The 26,290-nt window shown below is 59.3% G+C and carries 24 protein-coding genes; 10 read left to right on the top strand and 14 right to left on the bottom strand.

The window, feature by feature from the left end; translation table 11 throughout:
* Nucleotides 1–2: 2 nt before the first annotated feature.
* On the top strand, nucleotides 3–2,147 hold the full coding sequence (gene katE, locus ACQZ5Y_RS20815) for a catalase (RefSeq protein ID WP_174051175.1): 2,145 nt from the start codon (nucleotides 3–5) through the stop codon (nucleotides 2,145–2,147).
* Nucleotides 2,148–2,264: 117 nt separating this feature from the next.
* Nucleotides 2,265–3,074: a transglutaminase-like domain-containing protein gene (locus ACQZ5Y_RS20810; protein ID WP_004431379.1), complete on the top strand. Its 810-nt coding sequence runs from the start codon at nucleotides 2,265–2,267 to the stop codon at nucleotides 3,072–3,074.
* A 37-nt stretch (nucleotides 3,075–3,111) separates the two neighbouring features.
* Here the strand turns inward: ACQZ5Y_RS20810 and ACQZ5Y_RS20805 are convergent, their stop codons facing one another.
* The 5 genes from ACQZ5Y_RS20805 to ACQZ5Y_RS20785 all read right to left on the bottom strand — a co-directional run bounded on the left by ACQZ5Y_RS20805 (nucleotide 3,112) and on the right by ACQZ5Y_RS20785 (nucleotide 9,537).
* Nucleotides 3,112–4,707 carry an EAL domain-containing protein gene (locus tag ACQZ5Y_RS20805; protein WP_174051173.1) on the bottom strand — a complete coding sequence of 532 codons (1,596 nt, stop codon included), beginning with the start codon at nucleotides 4,705–4,707 and terminating at the stop codon, nucleotides 3,112–3,114.
* 208 nt (nucleotides 4,708–4,915) lie between these two features.
* Nucleotides 4,916–5,839 (bottom strand): SRPBCC family protein, encoded by a 924-nt coding sequence (locus tag ACQZ5Y_RS20800; protein WP_065705583.1) that lies wholly within the window; start codon nucleotides 5,837–5,839, stop codon nucleotides 4,916–4,918.
* Nucleotides 5,836–6,177, bottom strand: coding sequence for an ArsR/SmtB family transcription factor (locus ACQZ5Y_RS20795; RefSeq protein ID WP_174051171.1), 342 nt, complete (start codon nucleotides 6,175–6,177; stop codon nucleotides 5,836–5,838). Before ACQZ5Y_RS20795 ends, ACQZ5Y_RS20800 begins: the two co-directional genes overlap by 4 nt.
* A gap of 132 nt (nucleotides 6,178–6,309) precedes the next feature.
* Nucleotides 6,310–8,100 (bottom strand): ABC transporter ATP-binding protein, encoded by a 1,791-nt coding sequence (locus ACQZ5Y_RS20790; RefSeq protein WP_174060250.1) that lies wholly within the window; start codon nucleotides 8,098–8,100, stop codon nucleotides 6,310–6,312.
* 447 nt (nucleotides 8,101–8,547) lie between these two features.
* Nucleotides 8,548–9,537 (bottom strand): Bug family tripartite tricarboxylate transporter substrate binding protein, encoded by a 990-nt coding sequence (locus ACQZ5Y_RS20785; RefSeq protein ID WP_025594897.1) that lies wholly within the window; start codon nucleotides 9,535–9,537, stop codon nucleotides 8,548–8,550.
* Nucleotides 9,538–9,713: 176 nt separating this feature from the next.
* Here ACQZ5Y_RS20785 and ACQZ5Y_RS20780 point away from each other — a divergent pair, with 176 nt between their 5' ends.
* From ACQZ5Y_RS20780 to ACQZ5Y_RS20765, 4 genes are all read left to right on the top strand, one after another.
* On the top strand, nucleotides 9,714–11,192 hold the full coding sequence (locus tag ACQZ5Y_RS20780) for a PAS domain S-box protein (protein WP_004431372.1): 1,479 nt from the start codon (nucleotides 9,714–9,716) through the stop codon (nucleotides 11,190–11,192).
* Nucleotides 11,193–11,332: 140 nt separating this feature from the next.
* Nucleotides 11,333–11,512, top strand: coding sequence for a CsbD family protein (locus ACQZ5Y_RS20775; RefSeq protein WP_004431371.1), 180 nt, complete (start codon nucleotides 11,333–11,335; stop codon nucleotides 11,510–11,512).
* A 31-nt stretch (nucleotides 11,513–11,543) separates the two neighbouring features.
* Nucleotides 11,544–11,867 carry a BON domain-containing protein gene (locus ACQZ5Y_RS20770; protein ID WP_236763066.1) on the top strand — a complete coding sequence of 108 codons (324 nt, stop codon included), beginning with the start codon at nucleotides 11,544–11,546 and terminating at the stop codon, nucleotides 11,865–11,867.
* Entirely contained in the window at nucleotides 11,864–12,370 is a 507-nt protein-coding gene (locus tag ACQZ5Y_RS20765) for a DUF992 domain-containing protein (RefSeq protein ID WP_174051167.1), read from the top strand. The genes ACQZ5Y_RS20770 and ACQZ5Y_RS20765 overlap by 4 nt, the downstream gene beginning before the upstream one ends.
* 81 nt (nucleotides 12,371–12,451) lie before the next feature.
* Here ACQZ5Y_RS20765 and ACQZ5Y_RS20760 read toward each other — a convergent pair whose 3' ends face one another.
* Nucleotides 12,452–13,000, bottom strand: coding sequence for a hypothetical protein (locus tag ACQZ5Y_RS20760; RefSeq protein WP_174051165.1), 549 nt, complete (start codon nucleotides 12,998–13,000; stop codon nucleotides 12,452–12,454).
* A gap of 135 nt (nucleotides 13,001–13,135) precedes the next feature.
* On the opposite strand from ACQZ5Y_RS20760, the gene ACQZ5Y_RS20755 reads away from it, so the two are divergent.
* The 3 genes from ACQZ5Y_RS20755 (at nucleotide 13,136) to ACQZ5Y_RS20745 (ending at nucleotide 15,775) form a co-directional block, all read left to right on the top strand.
* Complete coding sequence (locus ACQZ5Y_RS20755; RefSeq protein WP_019566729.1) at nucleotides 13,136–13,798, top strand: response regulator transcription factor; 663 nt, start codon at nucleotides 13,136–13,138, stop codon at nucleotides 13,796–13,798.
* Nucleotides 13,795–15,153: a sensor histidine kinase gene (locus ACQZ5Y_RS20750; RefSeq protein WP_174051163.1), complete on the top strand. Its 1,359-nt coding sequence runs from the start codon at nucleotides 13,795–13,797 to the stop codon at nucleotides 15,151–15,153. The genes ACQZ5Y_RS20755 and ACQZ5Y_RS20750 overlap by 4 nt, the downstream gene beginning before the upstream one ends.
* A gap of 169 nt (nucleotides 15,154–15,322) precedes the next feature.
* Nucleotides 15,323–15,775: a GNAT family N-acetyltransferase gene (locus ACQZ5Y_RS20745; protein WP_065661923.1), complete on the top strand. Its 453-nt coding sequence runs from the start codon at nucleotides 15,323–15,325 to the stop codon at nucleotides 15,773–15,775.
* Nucleotides 15,776–15,828: 53 nt separating this feature from the next.
* Here the strand turns inward: ACQZ5Y_RS20745 and ACQZ5Y_RS20740 are convergent, their stop codons facing one another.
* The 8 genes from ACQZ5Y_RS20740 to ACQZ5Y_RS20705 all read right to left on the bottom strand — a co-directional run bounded on the left by ACQZ5Y_RS20740 (nucleotide 15,829) and on the right by ACQZ5Y_RS20705 (nucleotide 25,475).
* Nucleotides 15,829–17,481, bottom strand: coding sequence for an OFA family MFS transporter (locus ACQZ5Y_RS20740; RefSeq protein WP_112199193.1), 1,653 nt, complete (start codon nucleotides 17,479–17,481; stop codon nucleotides 15,829–15,831).
* Nucleotides 17,482–17,613: 132 nt separating this feature from the next.
* Nucleotides 17,614–17,952: a formate dehydrogenase subunit delta gene (locus tag ACQZ5Y_RS20735; protein WP_019566726.1), complete on the bottom strand. Its 339-nt coding sequence runs from the start codon at nucleotides 17,950–17,952 to the stop codon at nucleotides 17,614–17,616.
* Between the two features lie 71 nt (nucleotides 17,953–18,023).
* On the bottom strand, nucleotides 18,024–20,906 hold the full coding sequence (gene fdhF, locus ACQZ5Y_RS20730) for a formate dehydrogenase subunit alpha (RefSeq protein ID WP_065705596.1): 2,883 nt from the start codon (nucleotides 20,904–20,906) through the stop codon (nucleotides 18,024–18,026).
* A 4-nt stretch (nucleotides 20,907–20,910) separates the two neighbouring features.
* Nucleotides 20,911–22,467 (bottom strand): formate dehydrogenase beta subunit, encoded by a 1,557-nt coding sequence (locus ACQZ5Y_RS20725; RefSeq protein WP_065705598.1) that lies wholly within the window; start codon nucleotides 22,465–22,467, stop codon nucleotides 20,911–20,913.
* Entirely contained in the window at nucleotides 22,464–22,943 is a 480-nt protein-coding gene (locus ACQZ5Y_RS20720) for a formate dehydrogenase subunit gamma (protein ID WP_065661920.1), read from the bottom strand. The genes ACQZ5Y_RS20725 and ACQZ5Y_RS20720 overlap by 4 nt, the downstream gene beginning before the upstream one ends.
* Nucleotides 22,944–23,055: 112 nt before the next feature.
* The gene (locus tag ACQZ5Y_RS20715; RefSeq protein WP_004431358.1) at nucleotides 23,056–23,991 is read right to left on the bottom strand and encodes a LysR family transcriptional regulator; all 936 of its coding nucleotides are present in this window, start codon (nucleotides 23,989–23,991) and stop codon (nucleotides 23,056–23,058) included.
* A gap of 115 nt (nucleotides 23,992–24,106) precedes the next feature.
* A complete protein-coding gene (locus ACQZ5Y_RS20710) occupies nucleotides 24,107–24,823 on the bottom strand; it encodes an aspartate/glutamate racemase family protein (RefSeq protein ID WP_013761066.1) in 717 nt (238 codons plus the stop codon).
* A gap of 22 nt (nucleotides 24,824–24,845) precedes the next feature.
* Nucleotides 24,846–25,475: a flavin reductase family protein gene (locus tag ACQZ5Y_RS20705; protein ID WP_004431356.1), complete on the bottom strand. Its 630-nt coding sequence runs from the start codon at nucleotides 25,473–25,475 to the stop codon at nucleotides 24,846–24,848.
* 129 nt (nucleotides 25,476–25,604) lie between these two features.
* Between ACQZ5Y_RS20705 and ACQZ5Y_RS20700 the strand changes: the two genes are divergently transcribed.
* Nucleotides 25,605–26,282: a GntR family transcriptional regulator gene (locus ACQZ5Y_RS20700; protein WP_004431355.1), complete on the top strand. Its 678-nt coding sequence runs from the start codon at nucleotides 25,605–25,607 to the stop codon at nucleotides 26,280–26,282.
* The last annotated feature ends 8 nt before the right edge of the window (nucleotides 26,283–26,290 follow it).

The raw sequence follows: 26,290 nt of genomic DNA, 5'->3' as shown, positions 1-26,290 counted from the left end.
TCATGGCCAAGACCACCTCCACATCACCAAGCGACAAGACCGAAACCGTGACAATCCATGACCAGAAGCTGGAGCGTGGTGCCGGCGGCGAGATGCATCAGACAGCCGAAAACGACGCGCCGGTGCTGACGACCGCGCAAGGGGGGCCGGTCGCGGACGACCAGAATTCTCTAAGGGTCGGGCCGCGCGGGCCGCTCGTCGTTGATGATTTCCATTTCCGCGAAAAGATTTTCCATTTCGACCACGAGCGCATTCCCGAGCGCGTCGTGCATGCGCGCGGTTACGGCGCGCATGGCTTCTTCGAAACTTACGAGTCCTTCTCCGCATACACAAAGGCGGATTTCCTGCAGCGCGCCGGCGAAAAGACACCAGCCTTCGTCCGTTTCTCGACGGTTGCGGGCAACAAGGGCTCAGCTGACCTTGCGCGCGACGTGCGCGGTTTCGCAGTGAAGCTCTATACACAGGAAGGCAACTGGGATCTCGTCGGCAATAATATTCCTGTCTTCTTTATTCAGGACGCCATCAAGTTTCCCGACCTGATCCACGCCGCCAAGCAGGAACCTGACCGGGCTTTTCCGCAGGCGCAGACGGCCCATGACAATTTCTGGGACTTCATCAGCCTGACGCCGGAAAGCATGCACATGGTCATGTGGGCCATGTCGGATCGTACCATACCGCGGTCTTTCCGCTTTATGGAGGGTTTCGGCGTTCATACCTTCCGTCTGGTCAATGCCAAGGATGAATCGACCTTCGTCAAGTTCCACTGGAAGCCGAAGCTCGGGCTTCAATCGGTCGCCTGGAACGAGGCGGTCAAGATCAATGGCGCCGATCCCGATTTCCATCGCCGCGATCTGTGGCAGGCGATCCAGTCCGGCAACTTCCCGGAATGGGAATTGCAGGTGCAGCTCTTCGATCAGGAGTTTGCCGACAGCTTCGATTTCGACGTGCTCGATCCGACAAAGATCATCCCCGAGGAAATCCTGAAGCCGCAACCGGTCGGACGACTGGTGCTCGACCGCATGCCCGACAACTTCTTTGCCGAAACCGAGCAAGTTGCGTTCATGACGCAGAACGTGCCGCCGGGTATCGACTTCAGCAATGATCCGCTGTTGCAGGGTCGCAACTTTTCCTATCTCGACACCCAGCTGAAACGCCTTGGTGGGCCAAACTTCACCCACCTGCCGATCAATGCACCGAAATGTCCCTTCGCGCATTTCCAGCAGGATGGCCACATGGCCATGCGCAATCCTGTTGGAAGGGTGAATTACCAGCCGAACTCGTTCGGTGAAGGCCCGAGAGAGTCGCCGAGCCGCGGCTATCGCCATTTTCCGGCAGAAGAACAGGGGATGAAGGCGCGGCTGCGCCCCGAGAGCTTTGCCGACCACTACAGCCAGGCACGGCAATTCTACATCAGCCAGACCCCGCCCGAACAGCGTCATATCGCGGCAGCCCTGACATTTGAACTGAGCAAGGTGGAAACAGCCGTGATCCGCGAACGCATGGTGTCGCATCTCATGAACATCGACGAGACGCTGGCAAACACCGTCGCGCAGAAGCTCGGTTTCAAGTCTATGCCGAAGCCGGCGGATGCCGCCATGCCGACACGTCAGGATCTGGAACCCTCGCCGGCGCTCAGCATCGTCGAGCGTGGCCCGAAACGCTTCGAAGGCCGCAAGCTTGGTATACTCGTCACCGATGGTGTCGACGCCAAATTGCTGAACGGCCTGATGTCGGCGATTACCAAGGAAAAAGCCGTCTGCGAATTGATAGCCCCGAAGGTCGGTGGCGTCACCGCCTCAGACGGGAGCTGGATTGCGGCCCATCACATGATCGACGGCGGGCCATCGGTTCTCTTCGATGCAGTTGCACTGTTGACTTCTGCCGAGGGGATAGACGATCTGGTCAACGAGGCGACGGCGCGTGACTTCGTGGCCGATGCTTTCCAGCACTGCAAGTTCATAGGTTACGACCAGTCTGCGCTGCCATTGCTGGAAAAGGCCGGTATCGCAGGCGATCTTGACGAGGGCACGATTATCCTCCCAGGTGAGGAAGGCCTCGCTGGCTTCGTGTCGAACCTTGGCAAGCTGCGTGTCTGGGGACGGGAACCTTCCGTAAAACTCGGCAAGGCTTCACCGCCAATAAAGTGAAATCACAGGCGGGCGCGGCTACAATGCCGCGCCTTGATGATGCATGATCGCCCGCCCGAGGGCGTGAAAGCGTTTCAGCGTGAACAACATCAAGATGGCTCATAAAGGATGTACTGAATGAAGATTCGCGCCGGGTTCGATATTGCTTATGAATGCGAGAATGAGACGGCAATGCTGCTTGTTCTCAATCTCCACCCCAGCCGGCGCGCAGATCTGCTCACCGAACAGGTGCTGACCTTCGACAGGCCGATCGAGGCCTGGGGTTATATGGATATCTTCGGGAACGCCTGCAGCCGCATAACCGCACCGCCAGGTGTGACGACGATCTCGACGCGGTTCGACATATATGACGGCGGCCTGCCAGATCCGGTTCCTGAAAACGCTTTCCAGCACGATATCAAGGATTTACCAGACGATGTTCTAGTGTTCCTGCTAGGCAGCCGATACTGCGATACCGACCGCCTGGCAGACTTCGCCTGGAAAAACTTCTCGGCAACACCGCTCGGCTGGCCCCGTGTGCAGGCGATCCTCGACTTTGTCCATTCCCATATTGTCTTCAACTACGAGAAAGCCGATCCGCTCAGGACAGCATATGGCGGCTTCATCGACCGGACCGGGGTTTGCCGCGATTTCGCACATCTTGCGATCACCCTCTGCCGTTGCATGAATATCCCCGCTCGCTATTGCACGGGCTATCTCGGTGATATCGGCGTACCGAAAGACCCCAACCCGATGGATTTCAGCGCCTGGTTCGAGGTCTATCTCAGCGGCCGTTGGTATACGGTCGATGCCCGTCACAACAGGCCCCGCATCGGACGCATCTTGATGGCGACAGGACGAGATGCCACGGACGTCGCCCTGTCCACCGCCTTCGGGCCGGCTATCCTGAAGCGGTTCGAAGTCATTACGGAAGAACTGGCCGGATAGCGACGGGTAGCGTCAAGACGCTCAGGTCTCGCTCAACCTAGACCGACGCGACCTGAATGACCTCGGGAGCGGAGCCGTATGTCGACTTGTTCCGACGGTGAAAGGCGATGAATTCCTCGGCTGGAAGCGGCTTGGAAAACAGCCAGCCCTGACCAAAATCCACACCATGTTCCCGCAGATAGGCCGCCTGCTCCGGCCTCTCGATACCTTCCGCAACGGAAAACAGTCCAAGCTCGCGCGCCATCTCGATAATATGGAGCGTCACGGTGCTGGTTGCGGTGTTCCTGCCGATCGTATCAACGAAGGATTTATCGATTTTCAGGGCGTCCAACGGCAGTCCCTGCAAATACTGAAGGCTGGAATAGCCGGTTCCGAAATCGTCAATTGCCACGGAATGCCCGGCCTTGCGAGCTCTGTCCAGCGTCACGCGCGCCGCGTCAATGTCGATGAAACCGCGCTCGGTCGCTTCAAGCCATATCTGCTCCTTGCGTATATCCGCGCGGACAAGGCGTTGATCGATGAAGTCTAGTATCCGGCCTGATTTTACATCGTCGGCGCAGAGATTGATGGCGATATGTGCGCTGCGATCCCCAACGAGCATGGTACCAAGATCTGCAATAATGGCTTCAACGACCTGATCGGTGATGGGCTCTATCAGCCCTGTTTCTTCCGCCAGCGGAATGAAGAGGTCTGGCCTCACCAGCGTGCCATCAGGCCGCCGCCAGCGGACAAGCGCTTCGGCGCCCACGCATATATTGGTCTTGAGTTCGATGATCGGTTGATAGTGGACGATGAATTCACGGTTCTGGACTGCGATTTCCAGTTCCGTTTCCGGCGACAACGGCTTGCGCGACATCCAGATGACGATGGCGACGATAAAGAGCGCAATGAATGCGCCGATGGGCAAAAGGATAGTCAACTCCCGTACCAGCCTCGTTCGCAACGCCGCCCTTGGCTCGAGAACCACCGCCGTCAGCGCATTCTCCTTTACCACCGAATAAAGCCATGCGTCCGTCGTGCCCTGTCCCTCTTTTGTCGGCAACGTGGCCAGAACCCCTGTATCGGGAAGGTTCTGCGTGCTGATGACCGCAGCTTTATCGTTGAGGATCGCGAGAGACATCCCGTCCCGCAGCACAATATCAGCAAATCTCGAAGGTGCGACGAGCGCGTTGTGGTGGCCGAGATGCAGGCTCGTCATCTGGTCGCCGTGGCTGATGCCGGGTTGGATACGCAACGTCACTTCAAGACCGTCCGGTGTGACGTAGTCGACATGGGATTTGGCTACGTCGCCAGCGGCGCGGCCCCAGGAGGTGCATTTGATGAAGCCGTTTTCGAAATAGCCAATCTCCTCGATTGAGGGAACGTTGATCGTCACCATCCGCATTTGTGCAATATGCTGATCCGAACATGCGGGAGGGTGCGCCGTTTCAATTGCTTCCAATGCCCCTTGCGCTTGCCTGAATGTATTTCCGGCACGAACAAGCGATCTTTCGGCGACGAGGTCGAGAATGAAGAGTTCTTTTTGAATGGCTACACGCCAGGACGTCCAGGCCATGGCGGCAATGGGCAGCGCGGCGCCGACTATCGCCAGAAATATCCCCACGGCTATCACACGCCAACGTCGTGACTGCATCATCACTCTCCAAAAGGTAGTCGAGACATCAGTGTCGCAATCTCCTTAATTTTTGCTGTGTGCGGAACGGTGAAAACCGGGTGATGCAAATTACGATTTCTGCCGTCAACGCAATCTGAACATCACCGTGACGGCAGGAACGCGGGGTCGATAATCCAGTCACCCCGAGAGGGCATCACGCCCCTGTTGAAGTTCAGTCCCCGTGCGATTACGATGCGAAAACAAAGCGTTCCAGTTTGCCGAGCGTCTGCTGACCCAGTTCGATAGCCCCAAAACCCTTCGCGTCCTGGAACTCGGCTTCCGTGCTGAACACCATGCCGAGCACGACCTTCGTCGCGCCGTCCTGATCCTCGAACGAAGCCCAGGCGTCGGCATGTTTCGGCCCGTTTTCGCCCCAGAGCAGCGTGTAGCCGATCCTCTCCTCAGGCCTGACCTCGATATATCGATGATGGTTCGGGAAGACAGTGCCGTCAGGTCCGATCATGTCGAACACCCACTCGCCGCCGGTTCGCAGATCGATCCTCTTCGTGCGACACGAAAACCCTTCCGGTCCCCACCATTGCGGCAGCGTCTCGGAATTCATCCAGGCCTTCCAGACGATGTTGCGCGGCGCCCTTATCGTTCGCTCCAGCACCATTGTCCGTTTGGCCACCTCGGTCAGATTGTTAAGACCAGCACCGAAGCCCTGCCGGTAACCCGCCTGCATATCCGCAGCCAATGAGGAAAGCTGCACGGTTACGACAACGCGACTGCCCTGCTCCGTCGCCGAAAAATCAGCGGTGACCAGCGCCGCAGACTGCGTCACGTCACCGGACGACACCACCTCGTAATTGACGCTGCGCAAGGCTGGCTGCAATTCCAGCCACCCGCATTCGCAGCGAATATCAGGCTGCCCATCGACCTTGCAGAGCGAAACTTCGCGTCCGCCAACTCTGGTATCGGCTTCCAGAAACTCCACGGTCACGGCGGGCGTGGGCGCTGCCCAGACAGCCCGCGCGGCAGGCGACGTCCACACTTGCCAGAGGACCGACAATGGAACAGCGACCACCCTTTCGAAGCTCAGTGTTGCAAAGCGGCCATCGCCAAGATGGGGTTCAGCACGGGTGCCGTCCTGATTGAGTTTCGACATCATTCCGTGCGCTCATTCGCAGCCTGCATTGCAAATGCCTCCAACCGGTCGAGCCGGCTCTCCCAAATGGCCCGCTGTTCATCAAGCCATGTCCGCACCGGCTCCAGAGCATCGGGCACGATAGCGCAGGTGCGCACCCGCCCATCCTTGGAGGTGCGGATAAGTCCCGCCTCCTCCAGTACCGACAGATGCCGCATCACGGTCGGCAGACGCAGCCCCGTGGGAGCGGACAATTCCATGACGCGAGCAGGCCCTTGCGCGAGCTTCGTTAGAATAGACCGGCGTGTCGGATCGGCCAGAGCCTGAAAGATCAGCGATAGTTCGGGCGAATGCTTAGTCATATTGCTAACTATCATGTAGTACGGCTCTAACGCAAGGGAAACTTCGTCGATTAGCTAAGTGTTTGGCTGTGAGCATTTGTTGGCCGCCGCGCAAAAGAAAAACGCCGGAGCATTGCCCCGGCGTTTCATTTTTTAAGCCACCAGACCCTTGGTCAGTTCCAGCGCCTGCCGCTCGAATAGCCGGCGATAGATGCCGTCGTTCAGACGGATCAGCGCCTGGTGGTCGCCCTCTTCGACAATCTTGCCCTTGTCGAACACCAGCAGACGGTCAAGCGCCCGCACGGTGGAAAGCCGGTGCGCAATGACCAGCGTGGTGCGGCCATCCATCAGACGTTCCATGGCCTCCTGGATTTGCACTTCGCTTTCGCTGTCGAGGCTCGATGTCGCCTCGTCCAGAATCAGCACCGGTGCATCCGCGAGGAAGGCACGGGCAATGGCGACACGCTGCCGCTCCCCGCCAGACAATTTAACGCCGCGCTCACCCACCATCGTCTCATAGCCCTTGGGAAGGGACATGATGAAGTCATGGGCGCTTGCCTGCCTCGCCGCCTGCTCGATCTCACGCCGCGAGGCGCTCGGCCGGCCATAGGCGATGTTTTCCGCCAGCGTGCGGTGGAACAGGATCGGTTCCTGCTGCACGATGGCGATCTGGCTGCGCAGGTTTGCCTGCCTGGCCTTGGCGATGTCCTGGCCGTCAATGCGGATCGAGCCGGAATTCACATCGTAAAGCCGCTGGATAAGCTTGACGAATGTCGTCTTTCCCGACCCCGAATGCCCGACCAGCCCCACACGCTCACCCGACCTGATGGTGACTGAAAAGTCCTCATAGAGCGGGCTGGGATGCGCGCCATATTGAAAAGTGACGTTGTCAAAAACGATTTCGCCCTTCTCTATCCTGATCGGCCTGGCATCCGGCCTGTCTTCGACACCCAAAGGCATCTTGTCGAGCAACACCAACTCTTCCATGTCGTTTACGGCGCGTTGCAGGTTACGGATGTGTTGACCGACATCACGCAGATAGCCCTGCAGGACGAAGAACATCGCCAGCACGAAGGTGATGTCGCCCGGCGTCGCCAGCCCCTGCTGCCACATGACAAGGCCTGTTCCCAGAATACCGGCCTGCATGGACACCATCATGAAGCCCTGGATCGTGCCGTTCAGCGTGCCTCGTTTCCATGTCCTTCGCGTACGGTTGTCCCATTTGGCCAGCACATGGCGCAACCGCGCCTCTTCGCGGGTCTCTGCGCCAAAAGCCTTGACCACCGAATTGCAGCTGACGGCATCTGCCAGCGCGCCACCAAGCTTGGTATCCCAGGCGTTTGCAAGTCTTGCCGCCGGCGATACGAAGCCCATGGAGAGCAACACGGTGACGCCGACATAGATCAGCGACCCCGTGCCCACGATCAAGCCCATGATCGGCCAGTAACTACCCAGCACGACGGTGGCGCCCACCAGCATGACGATGGAGGGCAACAGGGCGATAAGAAGCACGTCATTGAGTGAATCAAGCGCCCACATGCCACGCGTGATCTTGCGAACCGTGGAACCGGCAAAGCTGTTGGCGTGCCAGTCGGTTGAGAACCGCTGCACCCGGTAGAAACCGTTATTCGCCACATCCGCCATGGTTTTCAGCGTCAGCCTGATGATGCCGTTAAACACGAACCAGCGCAGGACTACGCTTGTCAAGCCCAGCGCCACGACGACGACAAAGGCGCGCAGCGCCCGGTCAGCCCCGTTGCCGCCGGCAATGGCATCGACGATCTGGCCGGAGAAAACCGGCACCATGACTTCGGCCAGCGTGCTGGCAATCACCAGCACAACAATAAAGCCCACCAATGCCCGCCGGTGGGTCCAATGGTGGAAAACAAAGCCGAGCACATGGCGATGGGCATCGGCGCGGAAATCGAGCTTCTTGCGAGACATTTTAACCAGCACGGCGCCATGCGTTCGGCAACCGGTCCTCAAAAACGGAAGTTGGATGGCACAGCCCGGGCGGAAAACAAAAATGATCCCGTCAGATCAATCGGGCTATGAAGGAAAACAAAACCGCATGTGGGGCGCGCTCGGGGCGGGCCACGAATGGAAATGACCTAGTGTCGGTTCATTCCACGCGGGAGGAACTTGATGAATGATGATGTCATGCAACGCCTCCCTATGTTCGATCTGACGCGGTGAGAAATTTGTACCTGAGCTGTTCGCCGTTGCCAACCGGGTAATTGCAACCTTATGGCAAGTGATGCGAAAACGACACATCAGCTGGTGTGACGGCAACGAACGTGGCCGATGCCAATGAAAGCTTCGGCCACGGTTTTTGCGTGGTGGCGCTTCCCGCTGCACCCAGGCTCCGGTGCGCGGCGAGAACATATCTGGTCAATCCATCTGGACGTTTGCGTTCTTGACGACCGGTTCCCACTTGGCGATTTCGGCTGCAACGTGGCTTTTCAGCTCATCGGGCGAAGAACCGACGATCTTGGCGCTGAATTCGGCCATGCGGGCCGCCACACCCGGATCGGCAAGCGCTTTCTTGGCCGCCGCATTCAGTGTGTCCACCACATCGGCCGGCGTGCCGGCAGGCGCAAACAGCGCGTTCCACGTGTAGGTTTCATAACCGGGTACGGTTTCGGCAATGGTCGGCAGATCCGGGAATGATGACGCCCGCTCGGCAGTCGTTACGCCAAGCGCCCGCAATGTGCCGGATTTTATGTGGCCGGACGACGACGGCAGATTGTCGAACATGATCGAAATCTGGTTGCCGAGAAGATCGTTGAGCGCGGGGCCGGCACCTTTATAGGGAACGTGCTGCATGCTCACACCGGTCATGCTCTTGAACAATTCCCCTGAAAGATGCAGCGGCGTGCCATTGCCGGACGAGGCATAGGCATATTTGTCCGGTTCGGCTTTCAGAAGCGCGATCAATTCCGCGACGCTGTTGACGTTCAGCTTCGGATTGACAACAAGCACATTGGGAACCACGACCAGAAGCGAGACCGGGGCGAAATCCTTTTGCGGATCGTAAGGCTTTGTCTTGAGAATGAGCGGGTTCAAGGCATGGGTCGCAACGGTGCCCATCAGGATCGTGTAACCGTCAGGCTCTGCGCGTGCGACACGGTCGGCACCGAGATTACCGCCAGCACCGGCAACATTTTCAACGACGATCTGGTGACCAAGCTCATCACCCATTTTCTGTGCGATGACGCGCGCAACCACGTCGGTTGAGCCACCTGCCGCGAAGGGAACGACCAGCGTAATCGTTCGATCAGGAAAACCCTGCGCGCTCGCCGTCAGTCCCATCATGCAAAAAGAAGCAGCCGTAGCCGCAAGTTTCAACACCATACGCCGTTTCAAAGACCGGTAATTCATGAACCCTCCTGTAGAATGGCCTCCCCGCCATCAGCGCATAGTAGCTCAAATGGACCTGAGAGCAAGCAACCGGCATCGCAAACCATGCGCGAAGGCCATGCGACACGCCTGCCCTGCAACGCTTGGCGGAACCGCGCGTTATAGCGGGCACAAAGCATTGAAATACCGGGGGCAACATGGACGACAGCGTAAACATTCCCAAGATCAACCGGCTCGTGTTGCAAAACCTCATAGCTGGCCTCAGCGACGGGTTGATCCTGCTCGAAAACGACGGAACGATAGCCTGGGCCAACAAGGCCGCCCTTCAGATGCACCGTATAGAAGCGATGCCTGAGCTTGGGGAGGATGCCGCTGCCTATCGGCGAAATTTCACGCTTCGATACCGCAACAACCACCTGCTCGACGAGGGACAATATCCGCTTGAACGGCTTCTGGCGGGCGAGACCTTCGAAGATGTGACGGTAGAGATATCGCCAAGCGGCGATGAAGCGGAATGCTGGGTCCACACGGTGCGTGGCCTCGTTCTTGAAGATGCTGGTGCAAAACCGGATGTTCTGGTCTTGATCATCCGGGACGAAACGCCGCGTTTCGAGGCGGAGGCGCGCTTCGAGAGCGCCTTCAATGCCAATCCGGCGCCGGGGCTGATATGCCGGCTGGAGGACAAGCGTTTCATCCGCGTCAATCAGGGTTTCCTTGAGATGACCGGGTTCAGCCGTGAAGAGATCATCGGCATCAGTGTCGAGGAACTCGGACTGTTTTCAGAGTGCGATACAGGCGAGGACGCCCTGAAAAAGCTGGAGGATGGCCGGCTCATCCGTCAGCGCGAGGCGCTCATTCCCATCCCCGGCGGCGACAGGCTGGTCATCGTCGCCGGCGAAACAATCGCCGTTGCCGAAGAACCGTGCATGCTGTTCACCTTCGCCGATCTGGACGGCCGCCGCAAAGCCCAGAACGCTCTGCGACAGAGCGAGGAGCGCTTCTTCAAATCCTTTCGCCTGTCGCCTGTCCCGGCAGCGATTTCGAGGCTGGACGACTTCGTGCTGATGGAAGTCAATGACGCTTTTCTGGTCCTGTGCGGACGCAACGAGGCCGAAGTCGTGGGCAAGACGGCCAGCGAATTGCGGCTGTGGGAGGACGCGGGCGCGCGCCGCGATCTCGAAAAGCGGCTGAAGGACAACATCCCCATCCGCGATGAGAACATGCGCATGAATCTTTCCGGTGGCGGTTTGGCCGAATGCATCGTTTCCGCCGAACGCGCCGAGATCAACGATCAGCTCTGTGTCATCTGGGCGATACAGGACGTGACTGAGCGGCGCAGAACCGAGAACGAACTGATTGAAGCGATCGAAAGCGTCATGACCGATACATCCTGGTTCAGCCGGACGGTTGTCGAGCGGCTGGCGGGGCTGCGGCAGAACTCCCGCGGCACAACGTCTTCCGCCTCCCTCAAGGATCTCACCGAGCGCGAGGAGCAAATCCTGTCACTGATCTGCGATGGATGCAGCGACAAGGAAATGAGCGACAGGCTGAACCTGTCCAAGCATACGATCCGCAACCATATCGCCTCACTCTACGGCAAGATCGGCGTCAACCGCCGCACCGCCGCCGTGATCTGGGCACGTGAGCGCGGTTTTACCGGCCATAGGGAAAAATAACCGCAGCCGAACGCGAAAATAGGTCAGTTTGTACCAGTTCAACTAGTAGCTATTGCTCTGCAAACTGTGATTTTCCCGAACTACCTTACCATCATGCCGCTACCAACAGCGGCACCCTCTAACGATGGAAGGAGTTCGTCATGGACAATAACCGTATCGAAGGTATCGCCCGTCAAGCCAAGGGCACAATCAAGGAAGCTGCCGGCAAGATCACCGGCAACGACAAGCTTCAGGCAGAAGGCAAGGCCGAGAAACTGGCTGGCCAGGCGCAGGAGAAGCTCGGACAGGCAAAGGACGCCGTCAACAAAGTTCTCAAGTGAACCATCTATGTTCAAGGCAGGAGGTTTCACGATGATGCTCTCGTGCGATGCAAACCAGGTGTCAAGCTGCGATCCCCAGGAGATCAGCCTGTGCGCCGCGTTGCAAGCCGTGATCGCCTATGCGGACGGGCAGGAAAAAAGCTCGATCTCCGTCACCTCCGTGGAGGGCCGTATCGTGCTCTCCGGAGAGGTGGAAACACTCTCTGCCTTCGAACATGCGGTCATCATCGCAGAATGTTTCGCGTCGCGGCCCATCATCGCCGATCTGGCGATACGGCAGCGGCCTTGCACCTATCTGGAGACGCCGCCCCGGCGCATCCATCTAGCGAATAACAACAGGAGTGAAAAACAATGAAGACATTCGTTCTCGCAACCGCGATTGCAACCCTGGCCCTTGCCCCGATTGCTTCAGCCGAAACGAAGCACAATGCAAAACGCCCCATGGAAGCCGCGCAGAAGGAACGCGTCGGCACCCTGTCGTGCGAAATTGCCGGCGGCGTCGGCCTTGTGGTCGGCTCCAGCAAGAGCGTGGCCTGCGAGTTTCGCCAGCGCTCCGGCAAGACCGAGCGTTATACCGGCACGATCGGCAAGCTCGGTCTCGACATCGGCGTAACCGGCAAGACCTATATGAGCTGGATCGTGCTGAACACCGCAGCCAGCCGCGTGGGTGACGGTGCGTTGAGCGGCAACTATGTTGGTGCCTCCGCTGCCGCATCGGTCGGCGTGGGCTTGGGCGCCAATGCACTGATCGGCGGCAATGCCAAGAACGTCGCGCTTCAGCCGCTCAGCGCCGAAGTCGGCACCGGCGTTAACATCGCTGCGGGTGTCTCGCGTCTGCAGTTGAAGCGTGCAGGCTAAACCTTAAAAAACCGGCGGTGCGGGCTCGGGACGGTTATCGTCTTCGAGCCCGCGCCGTCTGGCGCAGATCAGGCCCCGATATCAGGGTTTGGGATGAGGCATGATCTCACCCATCGGGCCGTCGCCTTTTGGCCCGCGCATCATATCCTCTTTAGGACCATGATGCGGCGGACGGCCTGCCGGTCCTAGTGCCTCGATACTGCCATCCTGACGGACGACATAGCTTGCCCGCAGGACACCCCTGTCGAAACGGCCCTGAACGCTGACCGCTTCATCGACAGTCACGACCTTCCCATTGTCGCCCTCGGGGCCGGTATCGATGAGTGCGCGGCCGCTATCATCCTGAACAATGAACTTGTTGCCGAAAATCTCGGCGACCTTGCCCTTCAGGGTCACGAGATTCCCTTCCTTGACGGTGGAAATGGCAACGGGCGTCATCGGCGCCATCTCGGGTGTCGGCCGTGTCAGCTTCACAGCACCGGCTCCGGCAGCTGCCCCAACGGCCAGCATGGCAACGGCCGCAAAGGCGAACGCTCCGGTTTTACGGCGATGTTTCCGGTGCGGCGGCACGGGAGTGTCAGAAGTGGCCTTCGGTGCTGCGATTTCGTTATTCTCTTCAGAGTGGGACATGGTGGTCTCCTGTTTGATTGACAGGGCCTTTTTACCTGCCAGGCGCCACCAGCAGCCTGAACCTTGTGGTTCAGGTTGAGTTAAGCCTTCCGGGCCTAGTTAAAACACCGCCCACGAAACCGAAACGGCAGGATCATGCGCATACTTCTCGTTGAAGACGATACCGATCTTTCCCGGCGCATCGCAGCCAGCCTGCGGGCGGAAAATTTTGTCGTCGACATCGCGCAGAATGGCGAGGATGCCGAACATGCCGGGCTTACCGAACTTTACGACGTGGCCGTTCTCGATCTGGGATTACCGAAAATCGATGGCGTATCGGTTCTGAAATCATGGCGGGCGGCGCAGCGGAACCTTCCCGTGCTCGTTTTGACCGCGCGTGACGGATGGCCGGACAAGGTGGCGAGTTTCAAGGCGGGAGCAGACGATTTTCTCACCAAGCCGTTCAAGGTGGAAGAACTGGTGCTGCGGTTGCGTGCACTCGTTCGCCGCGCCACCGGCCACGCCGCCTCCGCCATCACCTGCGGTTCGCTCATCTTCGATGCGCAGCTCGGAACCTTCGAACAGGACGGCTTGCCGCTGAAGCTGACCGCGCTGGAGTGGCGGGTCCTCTCCTGCCTCATCCTGCGCAAGGAAGTGGTGGTCGACCGCCGCGAACTTATCGAACGGGTCTATGAGGGCGATGCGGAAGTGGATTCCAATTCCATCGAAGTGATCATTGCCCGCCTGCGACGCAAGATCGGTGCCGGGCATATAGAGACCGTTCGCGGGCGCGGTTACATGCTGAAGGCAGAGCCATGAGGGAGTTTTCGGCCATTCCGGGTTCGTCGATCTCGCGCCGCCTCACGGTTTTTTCCGTGGTTTTCGTCACCGCGACCGTGATCGTCGCCTCCATCATACTCTATCTCATCGTTGCCGCCGTGGTGCGTGAACAGATCGACCAACGGCTCGACACGCAGATAGAGGGATTGCGGAGCGCGCTCTCCGGCAGCGCAAGCGGCGGCGTGACACTCAACGCCGCGCTGGACGGCCCGCCATTCGACAGGCGCGGCTCCGGCTGGTACTGGCAGATCACCGGCGAGGGTGTAGCTATCGTCTCTCGGTCGCTCGCGGGGCAAACCATAACCAACCCGCCCTCCCCGTTCGAATGGCGCAAAATGATGGGCCACGGCCCTCGTCCCGGCGCGAATGCCGATTTTCACGGCGAGAAGCTCTATCTCAGATCCATTCAAACCATGGTTGGACAGCGCCTCGTCGAAATCACTGCCACTGCGCCGCAATTCGCGCTGGTTGCACCCGCCCGCAGCGCGCTTCTGTGGTTGATACCTGCCATGACCCTCTTGGGCGCGAGCCTCGTCGGCGGTATTTTCCTGCAGGTCAGATATGGTCTGCGACCACTGCGGCAACTCACCGCCGATATTTCCTCGATTTCGGCAGGCACACTCGACAGGTTGCCGGAGGCGGATGTCGAGGAACTGCGTCCCGCCTCGGGCGAAATCAACCGTCTCGTGGAGCAGAATAGCGAGAGGCTTGCGGAAACACGTCTGCACTTTGCAAATCTCGCCCATGGTCTGAAAACTCCCGTGACAAGCCTCTACCTTGCGCTCAACGAAACCAACGACCCGGACCGCGAAATGCGTGCGCTGGTGGACAGGATCGACCAGCGCATCCGCCACCATCTGGCTAGAGCCCGCAAGACCGCGGCAGGCGGCACGGCCACGGTGACCGCCCTCAAACCGAGGATAGACGATATCGTTGATATCATGTCGCGTATTCATGCCGACCGGGGGATTGTCGCTACAGTCGATGTGGACCCCGAGTTGCTATTGCAGGTCACCCCTGAGGATCTGGACGAGATCGTTGGCAATATCATCGACAACGCATTCAAATGGGCCAAAAGCGCGGTTTGTATTTCCGCGAAAAAGACCGGACGCGACGTCTGGATCGTGATCTCGGACGATGGACAGGGCATCGAGGATGCCCGCATTTCCGAGGCTTTCCAGCCGGGCAGACGCATGGACGAGACCGTTCCGGGTGACGGCTTCGGCCTTACCATCGTCAAGGAACTTGTGGAGCTTCATGGCGGCAGCATCAGGCTGGAGCGCGGCGAAAATGGCGGGCTCACCTGTTCGCTGACCCTGCCGGCAGGATCTTGAGGAAAGCCCGCCTTTCCCTTTGTTGACCCTGCTGCGCAGCAGCGGTAAATACAGGTTCGAAGCAGGGAGATTTATGCGCAGAGGTTGAAAATCTGACCGCCCATCGCGGTTTCAGCCGGCTCTGAAAACGGAGCTGACCCTTTGGCATGTCTAATTCTGCGGAATTTCCATGAATATCAAATCTATCGACATCCGGCCGTTTGACGCGGCAGCGGATACGCAAATCCTGTCACGCATCTGGCTTGATGCCTCGCTGCTGGCACATCCCTTTATCGGCACGCAGCGTTTGCGCGAGCAGCAAAGACTGATCGAAGATACTTATCTGCCGCTATCGGAGACTTTCGTCGCGGCGCAGGCCGGCGACCCTGTCGGCTTCATCAGCCTGCTCGACAGTTTCATCGGAGGCCTGTTCGTCGCACCGGCACAACAGGGCAAGGGTATCGGGCGCAGGCTCATCGCCCACGCGCTTGATCTCAAGGGTGAATTGTCGCTTGAGGTCTATACCGCCAATGAGCAGGCGATGCGGTTTTACCGTTCGCTCGGCTTCCTTGAAGTCTCGCGCAGGTCGACTGACGATGACGGCCTGCCCTTCGAGAATGCCCGCCTGTCACTCAAGGCCTGAAAACAAATCCGGGCAGCCACAGGGCTGCCCGGACGATCTGATGCTTGTCGCAATCAGCCAAACAGCACAAGGCTGCTTTTGACCGTGACCCACACGCCCCAGAGAAGTGGTATGCCGACGGCTGCCCAGGCCAGTGCGGCCTTGGCGTCCAAGCCACCCCTGCCGATACCGAAGGAACCGGTGGGCCCTGCATTGGCGGCGGCTGTCTTGGCCTGAAGTGTCGCAACCTCCGCATCCGACATGAACCATTTCTCCGGCAACGGCCGGACAAACGCGTTGGCGATGAGGCCGATCGCCAGCATCCCCGCCAGGATGTACATGGTGCTGGTATAGAGTGCGGGACCCGGTGCGACACCGGCCGCGATCTGTGCTTCGCGGATGTAGTTGACGACAACAGGCCCGGCGATACCGGCCGTTGCCCATGCCGTCAGCAGACGGCCATGGATCGCGCCGACGAACTGCGTGCCGAATATGTCGGCAAGATAGGCGGGAATGGTTGCAAAGCCGCCGCCATACATCGACAGGATGATGCCGAGGGCAAGAACGAAGAACGCCTTGGAACCCATCGTTGCCAGCGTCGGGGCCAGCGCATAAAGAATGATGCCAAGCACGAAGAAGCAGAAGTAAGTGTTCTTGCGGCCGATCTTGTCGGACATGGAAGCCCAGAAGAAGCGGCCGCCGATGTTAAACAGCGACAGCAGGCCCGTGAACCCGGCCGCGATGGCGGCGATCGATGCTTTCTGCTCGATATTGAGGTCAGCAAAGCCAACGCCGGGCAGACCGATCAACGAACCCGCGAAAATCTCCTGCAACATTGGCGATGCCATGCCGATCACGCCGATACCCGCTGACACGTTGAGGCACAGAACCGCCCAGATGAGCCAGAACTGCTTCGTCTTGTGCGCATCACGCAGATGAACGTGACGATTGGTGATCATGGCACTTTTGGCCGCCGGGGCCGTCCAGCCTTCCGGACGCCAGCCCGCCGGTGGAATGCGGTAACCGAAGGCACCCGCCATCATGAAGACGAAATAGATCAATGCCATGACGACGAACGTTTGCCAGACACCGACTGAAGTATCCGTCTTGAAGGTATTCATGAGCAGATTGGCAAGCGGTGCGCCGATCATAGCACCGCCGCCGAAGCCCATGATGGCCATGCCGGTTGCCATGCCGCGCCGGTCCGGAAACCATTTGATCAATGTCGATACCGGCGAGATGTAACCGAGACCAAGACCAACGCCGCCGATGACACCTGCCCCGACCCACATCAGCCAGAGCTGGTGCGTCATCACGCCAAGCGCTGCAACCAGAATGCCGCCGCACCAGCAGCAGGCGGAAACGAAGCCGGCCTTGCGCGGCCCGACCCTTTCCAACCAACCGCCCCAGATCGCCGCCGAGCATCCCAGCAGGACGAAGAAGAGCGTGTAAATCCAGCCAAGATCGGCCACACGCCAGTTGCACTCGGTGGTGAACAGCGCCCCGACAAGGGTAAGGCTGGAGCAACTGGGGTCCGTTGCCGGCAATGCCTTGGACAGCGGCAGCCAGAAGACGCTGAAGCCGTAGGCCATGCCGATACACAAGTGAATGGCCAAAGCCGCCGGCGGTACCAGCCAGCGGTTGAAGCCCGGTTTTGCTATGATCCGTTCGCGGTCTAGAATCCCGGCTTGCGCCGGCCCTCCCGCAGATACGCCTGCTACTGCCATCGACACTACCTCCCTCGTGAATGTCTGGACAACCATGATACGCCCGCATTGGCCGCATCGACCGGGCGTTACCGAGATCGCCGGATGTCCCCCATCCGGCAATACCTGTTTGCGGCGTGTTACCGCCTGGCTTTACGTGGTTTCGGGAATGCTCGGTTCGGACAAGGACTCGCCCGCAGCAACGCCCTTGCCCTCCGGCGTTCCCGTGGCATCCTTGCCAAGCCCGACCGCATCGGCGGCGGGCACCCCGGGCCTCTTGATCTTGAGCGCTGCTGCGAGCACCAGCGGCAAAAACTCCCCGGCACCGGCATCAACCATCTCGAAAAACCGTTTGCGCATACGGGGTTCCCAGAATTTGTTAATGTGCGTGGCGACCCCCTCAACGCGGATATCCTCCGGCTGGGAAAGGAAAAAAGTCGCGATCTGGTTCGCCATTCTCACCAGTTTTTCGTCGGTGTGATTAAGCAACATGGCTGTTTTCCCCGCGCCGCCTGACGGTCGACGTTCACGTTTTCAAAAGGCCGAGATTGCCCCGGCCCCGATTATTCGGCCGCCTCGAGCTTGCCAGCGATCCGCCGCGAACGGCGGCTGAGCGCGTCATATCCTTCCTGCCATTCGGTCGGCCCGTTCGAGGGCGAGACCTGAACTGCAGTGACCTTGTATTCCGGACAGTTCGTCGCCCAGTCGGAGTAGTCGGTGGTGATGACGTTTGCCTGCGTGCCCGGATGGTGGAAGGTGGTATAGACCACCCCCGGCGCAACGCGATCGGTGATCAGCGCCCGCAGCGTAGTATCGCCCGAACGGCTGGCGAGCTTGATCCAGTCACCATCCTTGACGCCACGCTGTTCGGCATCATGCGGATGGATTTCGAGACGATCCTCCTCATGCCAGACGACGTTTTCGGTGCGCCGTGTCTGCGCGCCGACATTGTACTGCGACAGAATGCGGCCGGTGGTGAGCAGCAGCGGAAAGCGCGGGCCGGTACGCTCGTCCGTCGCCACATATTCGGTGCGGATGAACTTGCCCTTGCCGCGCACGAACCCGTCCACATGCATGATCGGCGAGCCTTCCGGGAATTTTTCGTTACACGGCCACTGCACCGAGCCTCTGCTCTCCAGATAGTCATAGGAAACGCCGGCAAAGCTCGGTGTCGTCGCCGCGATTTCATCCATGATCTGCGACGGGTGCGTATAGTTCCAGTTCAGCCCCATGGCCTGAGCCAGCTTCTGGGTGACCTCCCAATCCGAATAGCCGTTTTTCGGCGACATGACCTTGCGCACACGATTGATGCGGCGTTCGGCATTGGTGAAGGTTCCGTCCTTTTCGAGGAAGGTGGAACCCGGCAGGAAGACATGCGCGTAGTTTGCCGTCTCGTTCAGGAACAGGTCGTGCACGACAACACATTCCATAGCGGCAAGACCGGCTGAAACATGCTTGGTGTCCGGGTCCGACTGGAGGATGTCTTCGCCCTGAATGTAGATGCCCTTGAAACTACCATCGACGGCTGCATCCAGCATGTTGGGGATGCGCAGCCCCGGCTCGTTGTTGAGGGTAACACCCCAGAGCTTTTCGAATATTTCCCGGGTGGCATCGTCGGATATATGACGATAACCGGGAAGCTCATGCGGGAAGGAACCCATGTCGCAGGAACCCTGCACATTGTTCTGGCCACGCAACGGATTGACGCCGACACCAAGGCGACCAATGTTGCCGGTCGCCATGGCAAGATTGGCAATCGCCATGACGGTCGTGGAACCCTGGCTGTGTTCGGTAACGCCAAGCCCGTAATAGATTGCGCCATTGCCGCCCTTGGCAAACAGCCTGGCGGCACCGCGCAGCTCATCGGCGGGAACGCCGGTAAAGCTTTCTGTTTCCTCCGGGCCATGCTGCGGTTCGGCCACGAACGCGGCCCAGTCCTCGAATTCCGACCAGTCGCAACGCTCGCGGATGAAGGCCTCGTCGAACAATCCTTCGGTAACGATGACATGGGCAAGGGCTGTCAGCACCGCAACATTCGTTCCGGGCTTCAGCGGCAAATGGAACGACGCCTCCACATGCGGCGTGCGAACGAGATCGATGCGGCGCGGATCGATGACGATCAGCTTGGCGCCCTGGCGCAGCCGCTTCTTCAGGCGTGAGCCGAACACCGGGTGCCCGTCCGTCGGGTTGGCGCCGATGACGAGGACAACATCCGAATGTTCGACGGAATCGAAATTCTGCGTTCCGGCAGAGGTGCCGAACGCCTGCCCCAACCCGTACCCCGTCGGCGAATGACAGACGCGGGCGCAGGTATCTACATTGTTGTTGCCGAAACCGGCACGGATGAGCTTCTGGACCAGAAAGGTCTCTTCATTGGTGCAGCGAGAAGAGGTGATACCGCCGATGGATTCGCGGCCATAGGTTCCCTGAATGCGCTGGAATTCGGAGGCGACATGGGCAAACGCCTCGTCCCACGTCACTTCGCGCCACGGGTCGCTGATCTTTTCGCGGACCATCGGGTTGAGAATACGGTCGCGGTGGCTGGCATAACCATAAGCAAAGCGACCCTTGACGCAGGAATGGCCACGGTTTGCCTGACCGTCCTTCCACGGCACCATGCGAACCAGCTCTTCGCCACGCATTTCCGCCTTGAACGAGCAGCCGACACCGCAATAAGCGCAGGTGGTGACCAGCGAATGTTCCGGCTGGCCGATGTCGATCACCGATTTTTCAGTCAGCGTCGCCGTCGGACAGGCCTGCACGCAGGCGCCGCAGGAAACGCATTCGGAATCAAGAAATGCCTCGTGGGCGCCGGGCGAAACGCGGCTTTCGAAGCCGCGCCCTTCGATCGTCAACGCGAACGTTCCCTGAACTTCCTCACAGGCGCGCACGCAGCGTGAACAGACGATGCACTTTGACGGATCGTAGGTGAAATACGGGTTGCTCTCGTCCTTGGGCATCCAGTTGGCGTTGAGGTCGCCATCGCCGGCACGGGCCTTCACATGGTTGTCGCCATCATAGCCGTAACGCACGTCACGCAGGCCGACGGCGCCGGCCATATCCTGCAATTCACAGTCGCCATTTGCGGCGCAGGTGAGACAGTCGAGCGGGTGGTCGGAGATATAAAGCTCCATCACGCCCTTGCGGATCTGCTTCAGGCGTTCCGTCTGGGTGTGGACGACAAGACCGGCCGCCACTGGCGTGGTGCAGGAAGCGGGGGTGCCATTGCGGCCCTCCACCTCGATGAGACAGAGGCGACAGGAACCGAAGGCATCGACCATATCGGTGGCGCAGAGTTTGGGAACATCGATGCCCGCTTCTCTCGAAGCACGCATGATCGACGTTCCCGCCGGCACGGTGATCTCGCGGCCGTCTATCGTTAGCGTGACCATCTCTGTCGAGGTGGATTTTGGTGTTCCGTAGTCGATTTCAGATATAAGGGCCATGGTCTTACTCCGCCGCTTCGACACGTGGGATGGGTGCAAAATCCTGCGGGAAGTGCCTGAGCGCGCTCATCACGGGATAAGGCGTGAAACCGCCTAGCGCGCAGAGCGAACCGAACTTCATGGTTTCGCAGAGATCCTCAAGCAGCGCCGTATTTCGCTCTGCTTCTATTCCAAGGGAAATCTTGTCGACCGTCTCGACACCGCGTGTCGAACCGATCCGGCATGGCGTACACTTTCCACAACTTTCGACGGCACAGAATTCCAGGGCAAAACGCGCCTGGCGCAGCATATCGGCGGTGTCGTCAAAGACGACGATGCCGGCGTGACCGATCAGGCCGCCTGCGGCGGTAAATGCCTCGTAGTCGAACAGCGTATCAAACAGCGACACCGGGAAATAAGCGCCCAATGGGCCGCCGACCTGAACCGCCTTGACCGGCCGGCCAGTAATGGTACCGCCGCCGATCTCGTTGACCAATTGCCCGAGCGGCAGACCGAAAGCGGTCTCGTAAAGCCCGCCATGTCTGATGTTTCCGGCAAGCTGGATCGGGATTGTGCCGTGCGAACGACCAATGCCGAAATCCCGGTAGAACGCCGCGCCGCGATCCATGATCACAGGGATCGAAGCGAGAGAAATGACATTGTTGACTACCGTCGGCTTGCCGAACAGCCCCTGCAGGGCGGGAAGCGGCGGCTTGGCGCGCACCGTGCCGCGCTTGCCTTCGAGACTGTTGAGCAGCGAGGTTTCCTCACCGCATACATAGGCTCCGGCGCCCATGCGCACCTCGAGATCGAACGCGCGACCCGAACCCAGCACAGACGCGCCGAGAACCCCTTCTCGCCGGGCAATGTCGATGGCTTTTTCCATCGTCCTAACGGCATGGGGATATTCGGAGCGGGTGTAGATGTAGCCCTTCGTTGCACCAACCGCGAGGCCGGCAATGGCCATGCCCTCGATAAGGACAAAGGGATCACCTTCCATGATCATGCGGTCAGCAAAGGTGCCGCTGTCGCCCTCATCCGCATTGCAGACAATGTATTTCTGACCGGCGGTGGCATCCGCCACGGTTTTCCACTTGATACCGGTCGGAAAACCGGCGCCACCCCGTCCGCGAAGGCCGCTATCGGTGACCTGTTTGACGATCTCCGAGGGGGTGAGTGCAACGGCTCTCTCCAGCCCCTTCATGCCCTTGTTGGCACGGTAGTCTTCCAGCGAAAGCGGATCGGTCACGCCGCAGCGCGCAAACGTCAGGCGCGTCTGATTCTTCAGGAAAGGGATTTCTTCCGTCAGCCCAAGACAGAGCGCATGATCGCCGCCATCAAGAAAATCCGCATCGAACAGCCCGGAAACATCAGAAGCTTTGACCGGACCATAAGCAACGCGGCCATGATGGGTGTCGACCTCTACCAGCACTTCAAGCCAGAGCAGGCCGCGCGAACCGTTGCGGACAAGGCGAATATCAAGATTGCGGGCCGCGGCCTCACCCTGGATTGCTTCGGCAACGCGGTCGGCACCAACGGCGAGTGCTGCGGAATCGCAAGGCACGAAAACGGTCACGCTCATCGACGCACCTCCGCCAGAATGTCGCCAAGACAGTGCTCATCCACTCTGGCATGAACCTCGCCATCCAGCATCAGCGCGGGTGCCTGGGCGCAGAGCCCGAGACAAAAGACCGGCTCGAGTGTGACCGAGCCATCCTTTGCCGTCTGGTGCCAGTCGAGACCAAGTCTCCCCTTGATGGTGTCGGCAAGAGACTCGCAGCCCATCGACTGGCAAGCCTCGGCCCGACAGAGCTTCAGCACATGGCGCCCGCCGGGATGGTCGCGAAAATCGGGATAGAAGCTCACAACACCATGCACTTCGGCACGCGATACGTTGAGGGCCAGGGCGATCACCTGTTTGACGCTATCAGGCACATAGCCGAATTCTTCCTGCACCCTGTGCAGGATGGGCAGCATTGGCCCTTCCATATGCAGACAGTCGTCAATGATAGCCTGCACACGCGTCGCCTCATCTGCGGCGACAGCACGAATATTCATGAGCCAGTCCTCCCAAACCGACAGGTGGCGGGCGTTTGAACCGGAGGACCTCCACATCCTTATCCGGCGCGCCGCGCTGCCTGATGGCGAAAGAATGGCGAGCGGAGCAAGATCAGGTCAATATCGTCTTTCCGTCAGTCGATAGGAAATTTCTATCAAAAGCGGAGGCCGCGACGCGCAATCGGGCCTCATGCAGCAGTGCGGAAACGAGTGGCGTATGCGGTTCACGATAGGTGGCGATGAGGCCGACAAGATGCTCGGCATCGGGCTCGACAATCGGGATCATTCGGATCTGCTTTGGAAAACCAAACGATTCCGCGATGTTACGCGGCATAATTGAAGCCCATTGTCCGGTTCGGATATGGGAAAACAGTACAATCATCGAATTGGATTCGAGCGTGGGTTTCGCTTCAACACCCGCTTCGGCCATGTGCTTGTTGATAATGCGGCGGTTTTGCATGTCGGAAGTCAATAGGCAAAGCCGAAGACCAGAAACCTGCTTCCAGGTCACGCTCTCTTGATCGGCAAGGGGCGTGCCTGCAGCCGCAATCAGGTGATATCGCTCCGAGTAAAGCGGAACCGTCGTCACCCGGCCCAGAGGTTCGTTGTCGAGATAGGTGATTCCCGCGTCGATTTCGAGATTTTCGATCTGGCTGAGAACCTGCAACGACGTGCGGGAGGTGACGGAAAACGTGACTGCCGGGTGACGCGCCTGAAAGGGTTCGGTGAGCCTGGGCACCATGGCGAGAGCGGTGGGAATGACGGCCAGCCGGATGTGGCCGGCGAGGCCTTTACGCGCGGCGCGCATTTCCTCCCGCATCGTGCGTGTATCGGCAACGATGCGCCTTGCCCATTCGAGCACCCGCTGCCCCTCCGGCGTCAGGCCCTGATATCGGGCCGCGCGCACGACGAGCACGACACCGAGCTGATCTTCCAGTTGCCGGATGGCCGCAGACAGCGTCGGCTGCGAGATGCCGCACTCCTCCGCGGCCCGCCCGAAATGCTCCGCGCGCGCAAGTGCAATGAAAAACTCCAGCTTGTCGATCATCCTGCCTCCCATCCCGCGCGGCCATTCTGCGGACCGGCGCGAAAGCAGACACTAGAGCGAGGCGGGCTTTGTCGCAAACGCCGTGGAGGCGCTTTGCCGCACCCGCCTTTCCCGGTCAGGCGACGAGCTTGGTTTCCTTCACCCGCGGATAATCATAGGCATTGACCTTGGATGTCACGTAACCCGCGCCCACCAGGGCTTCGGCCAGCTTGACGGCGGCCGTGACACCATCGATGACAGGGACGCCGGTTGCCTCGCGCAGCCTGTCGCACAGTGCGGACATGCCGGCGCAACCGAGGATGATGGCTTCTGCCGCATCTTCTTTCTTGGCCGCTTCGATTTCGCGGATCAACATCGCCTCGGCTGCAAGCGGATCCTCTTCAAGACCCAGCACCGGCAGATTGATGGCACGAACCCTGCGGCAATGCCGCTGTGCACCGTAGCTATCGACGAGATCTTCGATAATGGGGATGGAGCGCGGCAGCGTTGTGATGATGGAAAAGCGGCGGCTGATCGTCATCGCCACCTGAATGCCGGCCTGGCAGATGCCGATCACGGGACCACGCGCGACTTCGCGCGCCGCATGCAGGCCCGGATCATCAAAGCAGGCAATGACATAGGCATCGACGCCCAGCCGCTCGCCCTTGCGGATTTCCTCAAGCATGCCGGGAACAGCCAGCGCCTCATCGGCCCCGCCTTCGATACTGACCGGCGTATCGACAGGGTTTGCAGCGGAAATCTTCGTATCCGCCTGCCTGACGCGCAAGGCGCTCTCGAGCGCCTGCGCCGTCATCGAGGCGGTTGAGTTCGGGTTGATCAGACGAATATGCATTCAGGTCAGCCTTTCGGGACTGTCACTTGCCATCTGGCTTGATGAAGTCGGTAATGGGGGGCGCCTTCAAGACGAACTGGCGATCCGAGGTAATGTAATTGTCGGCATGGAGGCGTGCGATCGGCTGGTATCGGTCCGGATCGACATAATGCCCCTCCTTGTCGAGGCAGTCCCTGTGGACATGCATGTGCACAACCTCCCCCAGCACCAGCGTCCGGCGCGGATAGTCGATCAGACGCTCCACCCGGCACTCGAAGGCGCAGGGCGATTCCGCTGCAAAGCTTGCATCGATCTTGTTGCAGGGCGTCGGCGTCAGCTGCGCCATGGAAAGTTCATCGACCTCGCTGTCGAAACCGAGGCCGCAGACAAGCATATGTTCGGATATAGTCATATCGACCATGTTGACGACAAACTCGCCGGTGCGGCGAATATTGGCCATCGTGTCCTTCTCCTCGCCATTCAGACGCGGCTGGATTCCGAGAACAACGATGGGCGGATCATGGGAGAAGACGTTGAAAAAGCTCATCGGCGCTGCATTGTTGTGGCCCGCTTCCGAGCGGGTCGTGACAAGCGCTATCGGCCGCGGACCAATAAAATTCGTCAGCAACCGATAGCGACTCTGTGGCTCAAGCGTGGTGAAGTCGAATTCCATGACGTTGTCCCGTTTATAGTATACAATATTGTTTCATATTGTTGACAATTATGCAACCAAAACCCTGTTGAAACAGTTGACTTTTTCGGCGGCATCACGCTTTTCTAACCCTAATGGAGAGCGAACAAAATGACCGAGCAGAACGGCCAGTCTACACAGCAAATTGTCGAGAAAGTCTGGCTGTCCATCGCTGAGCGGCGGCTGCGTCCCGGCGTGCAGCTGAAGGAAGAACAACTGGCGACAATTTTCAGTGTCAGCCGTGCACGTATCCGTCAGGCCCTGTCCGTTCTGGAGCGCGACGGTCTCGTCACCATCGTTCCCAATCGCGGCGCCTTCGTTTCGAAACCATCGGTCGAAGAAGCCAGAGACGTGTTCTTCGTGCGTCGCACCGTGGAGCAATGTGTCGTTGAACGTCTGTGCAAATCGGCCACCAAGGCCGATCTGAAACGGCTTCGCGACCATGTCGCCAAGGAGCGCGTGGCCAATGCTCACAACATCACCACAGATATCATCAAGCTCTCCGGCGGGTTCCATCTGCTGCTTGCGGAAACAGCCGGTTCCGATTTCCTCTTCACCACCATGCGCGACCTCATTTCGCGTTCCTCCCTCATCACCGCCGTTTACCGCAACACCGACCGCTTCAATTGCGGACCGGACGAGCATGCGGAAATCGTCGATGCGATTGCCAATAACGACCCGGCGAAAGCCACGCATCTGATGACCCACCATCTGGAACATGTGGAAGCGGAACTCGATCTCAGCGAAATCCGCGACCTTTCCCACGATCTGCGCGCCGCACTCGCCTGACCCGACGG

The organism is Agrobacterium sp. A3-95 (assembly GCF_053521785.1).
This window is presented reverse-complemented; position numbering and strand designations above follow the sequence as displayed.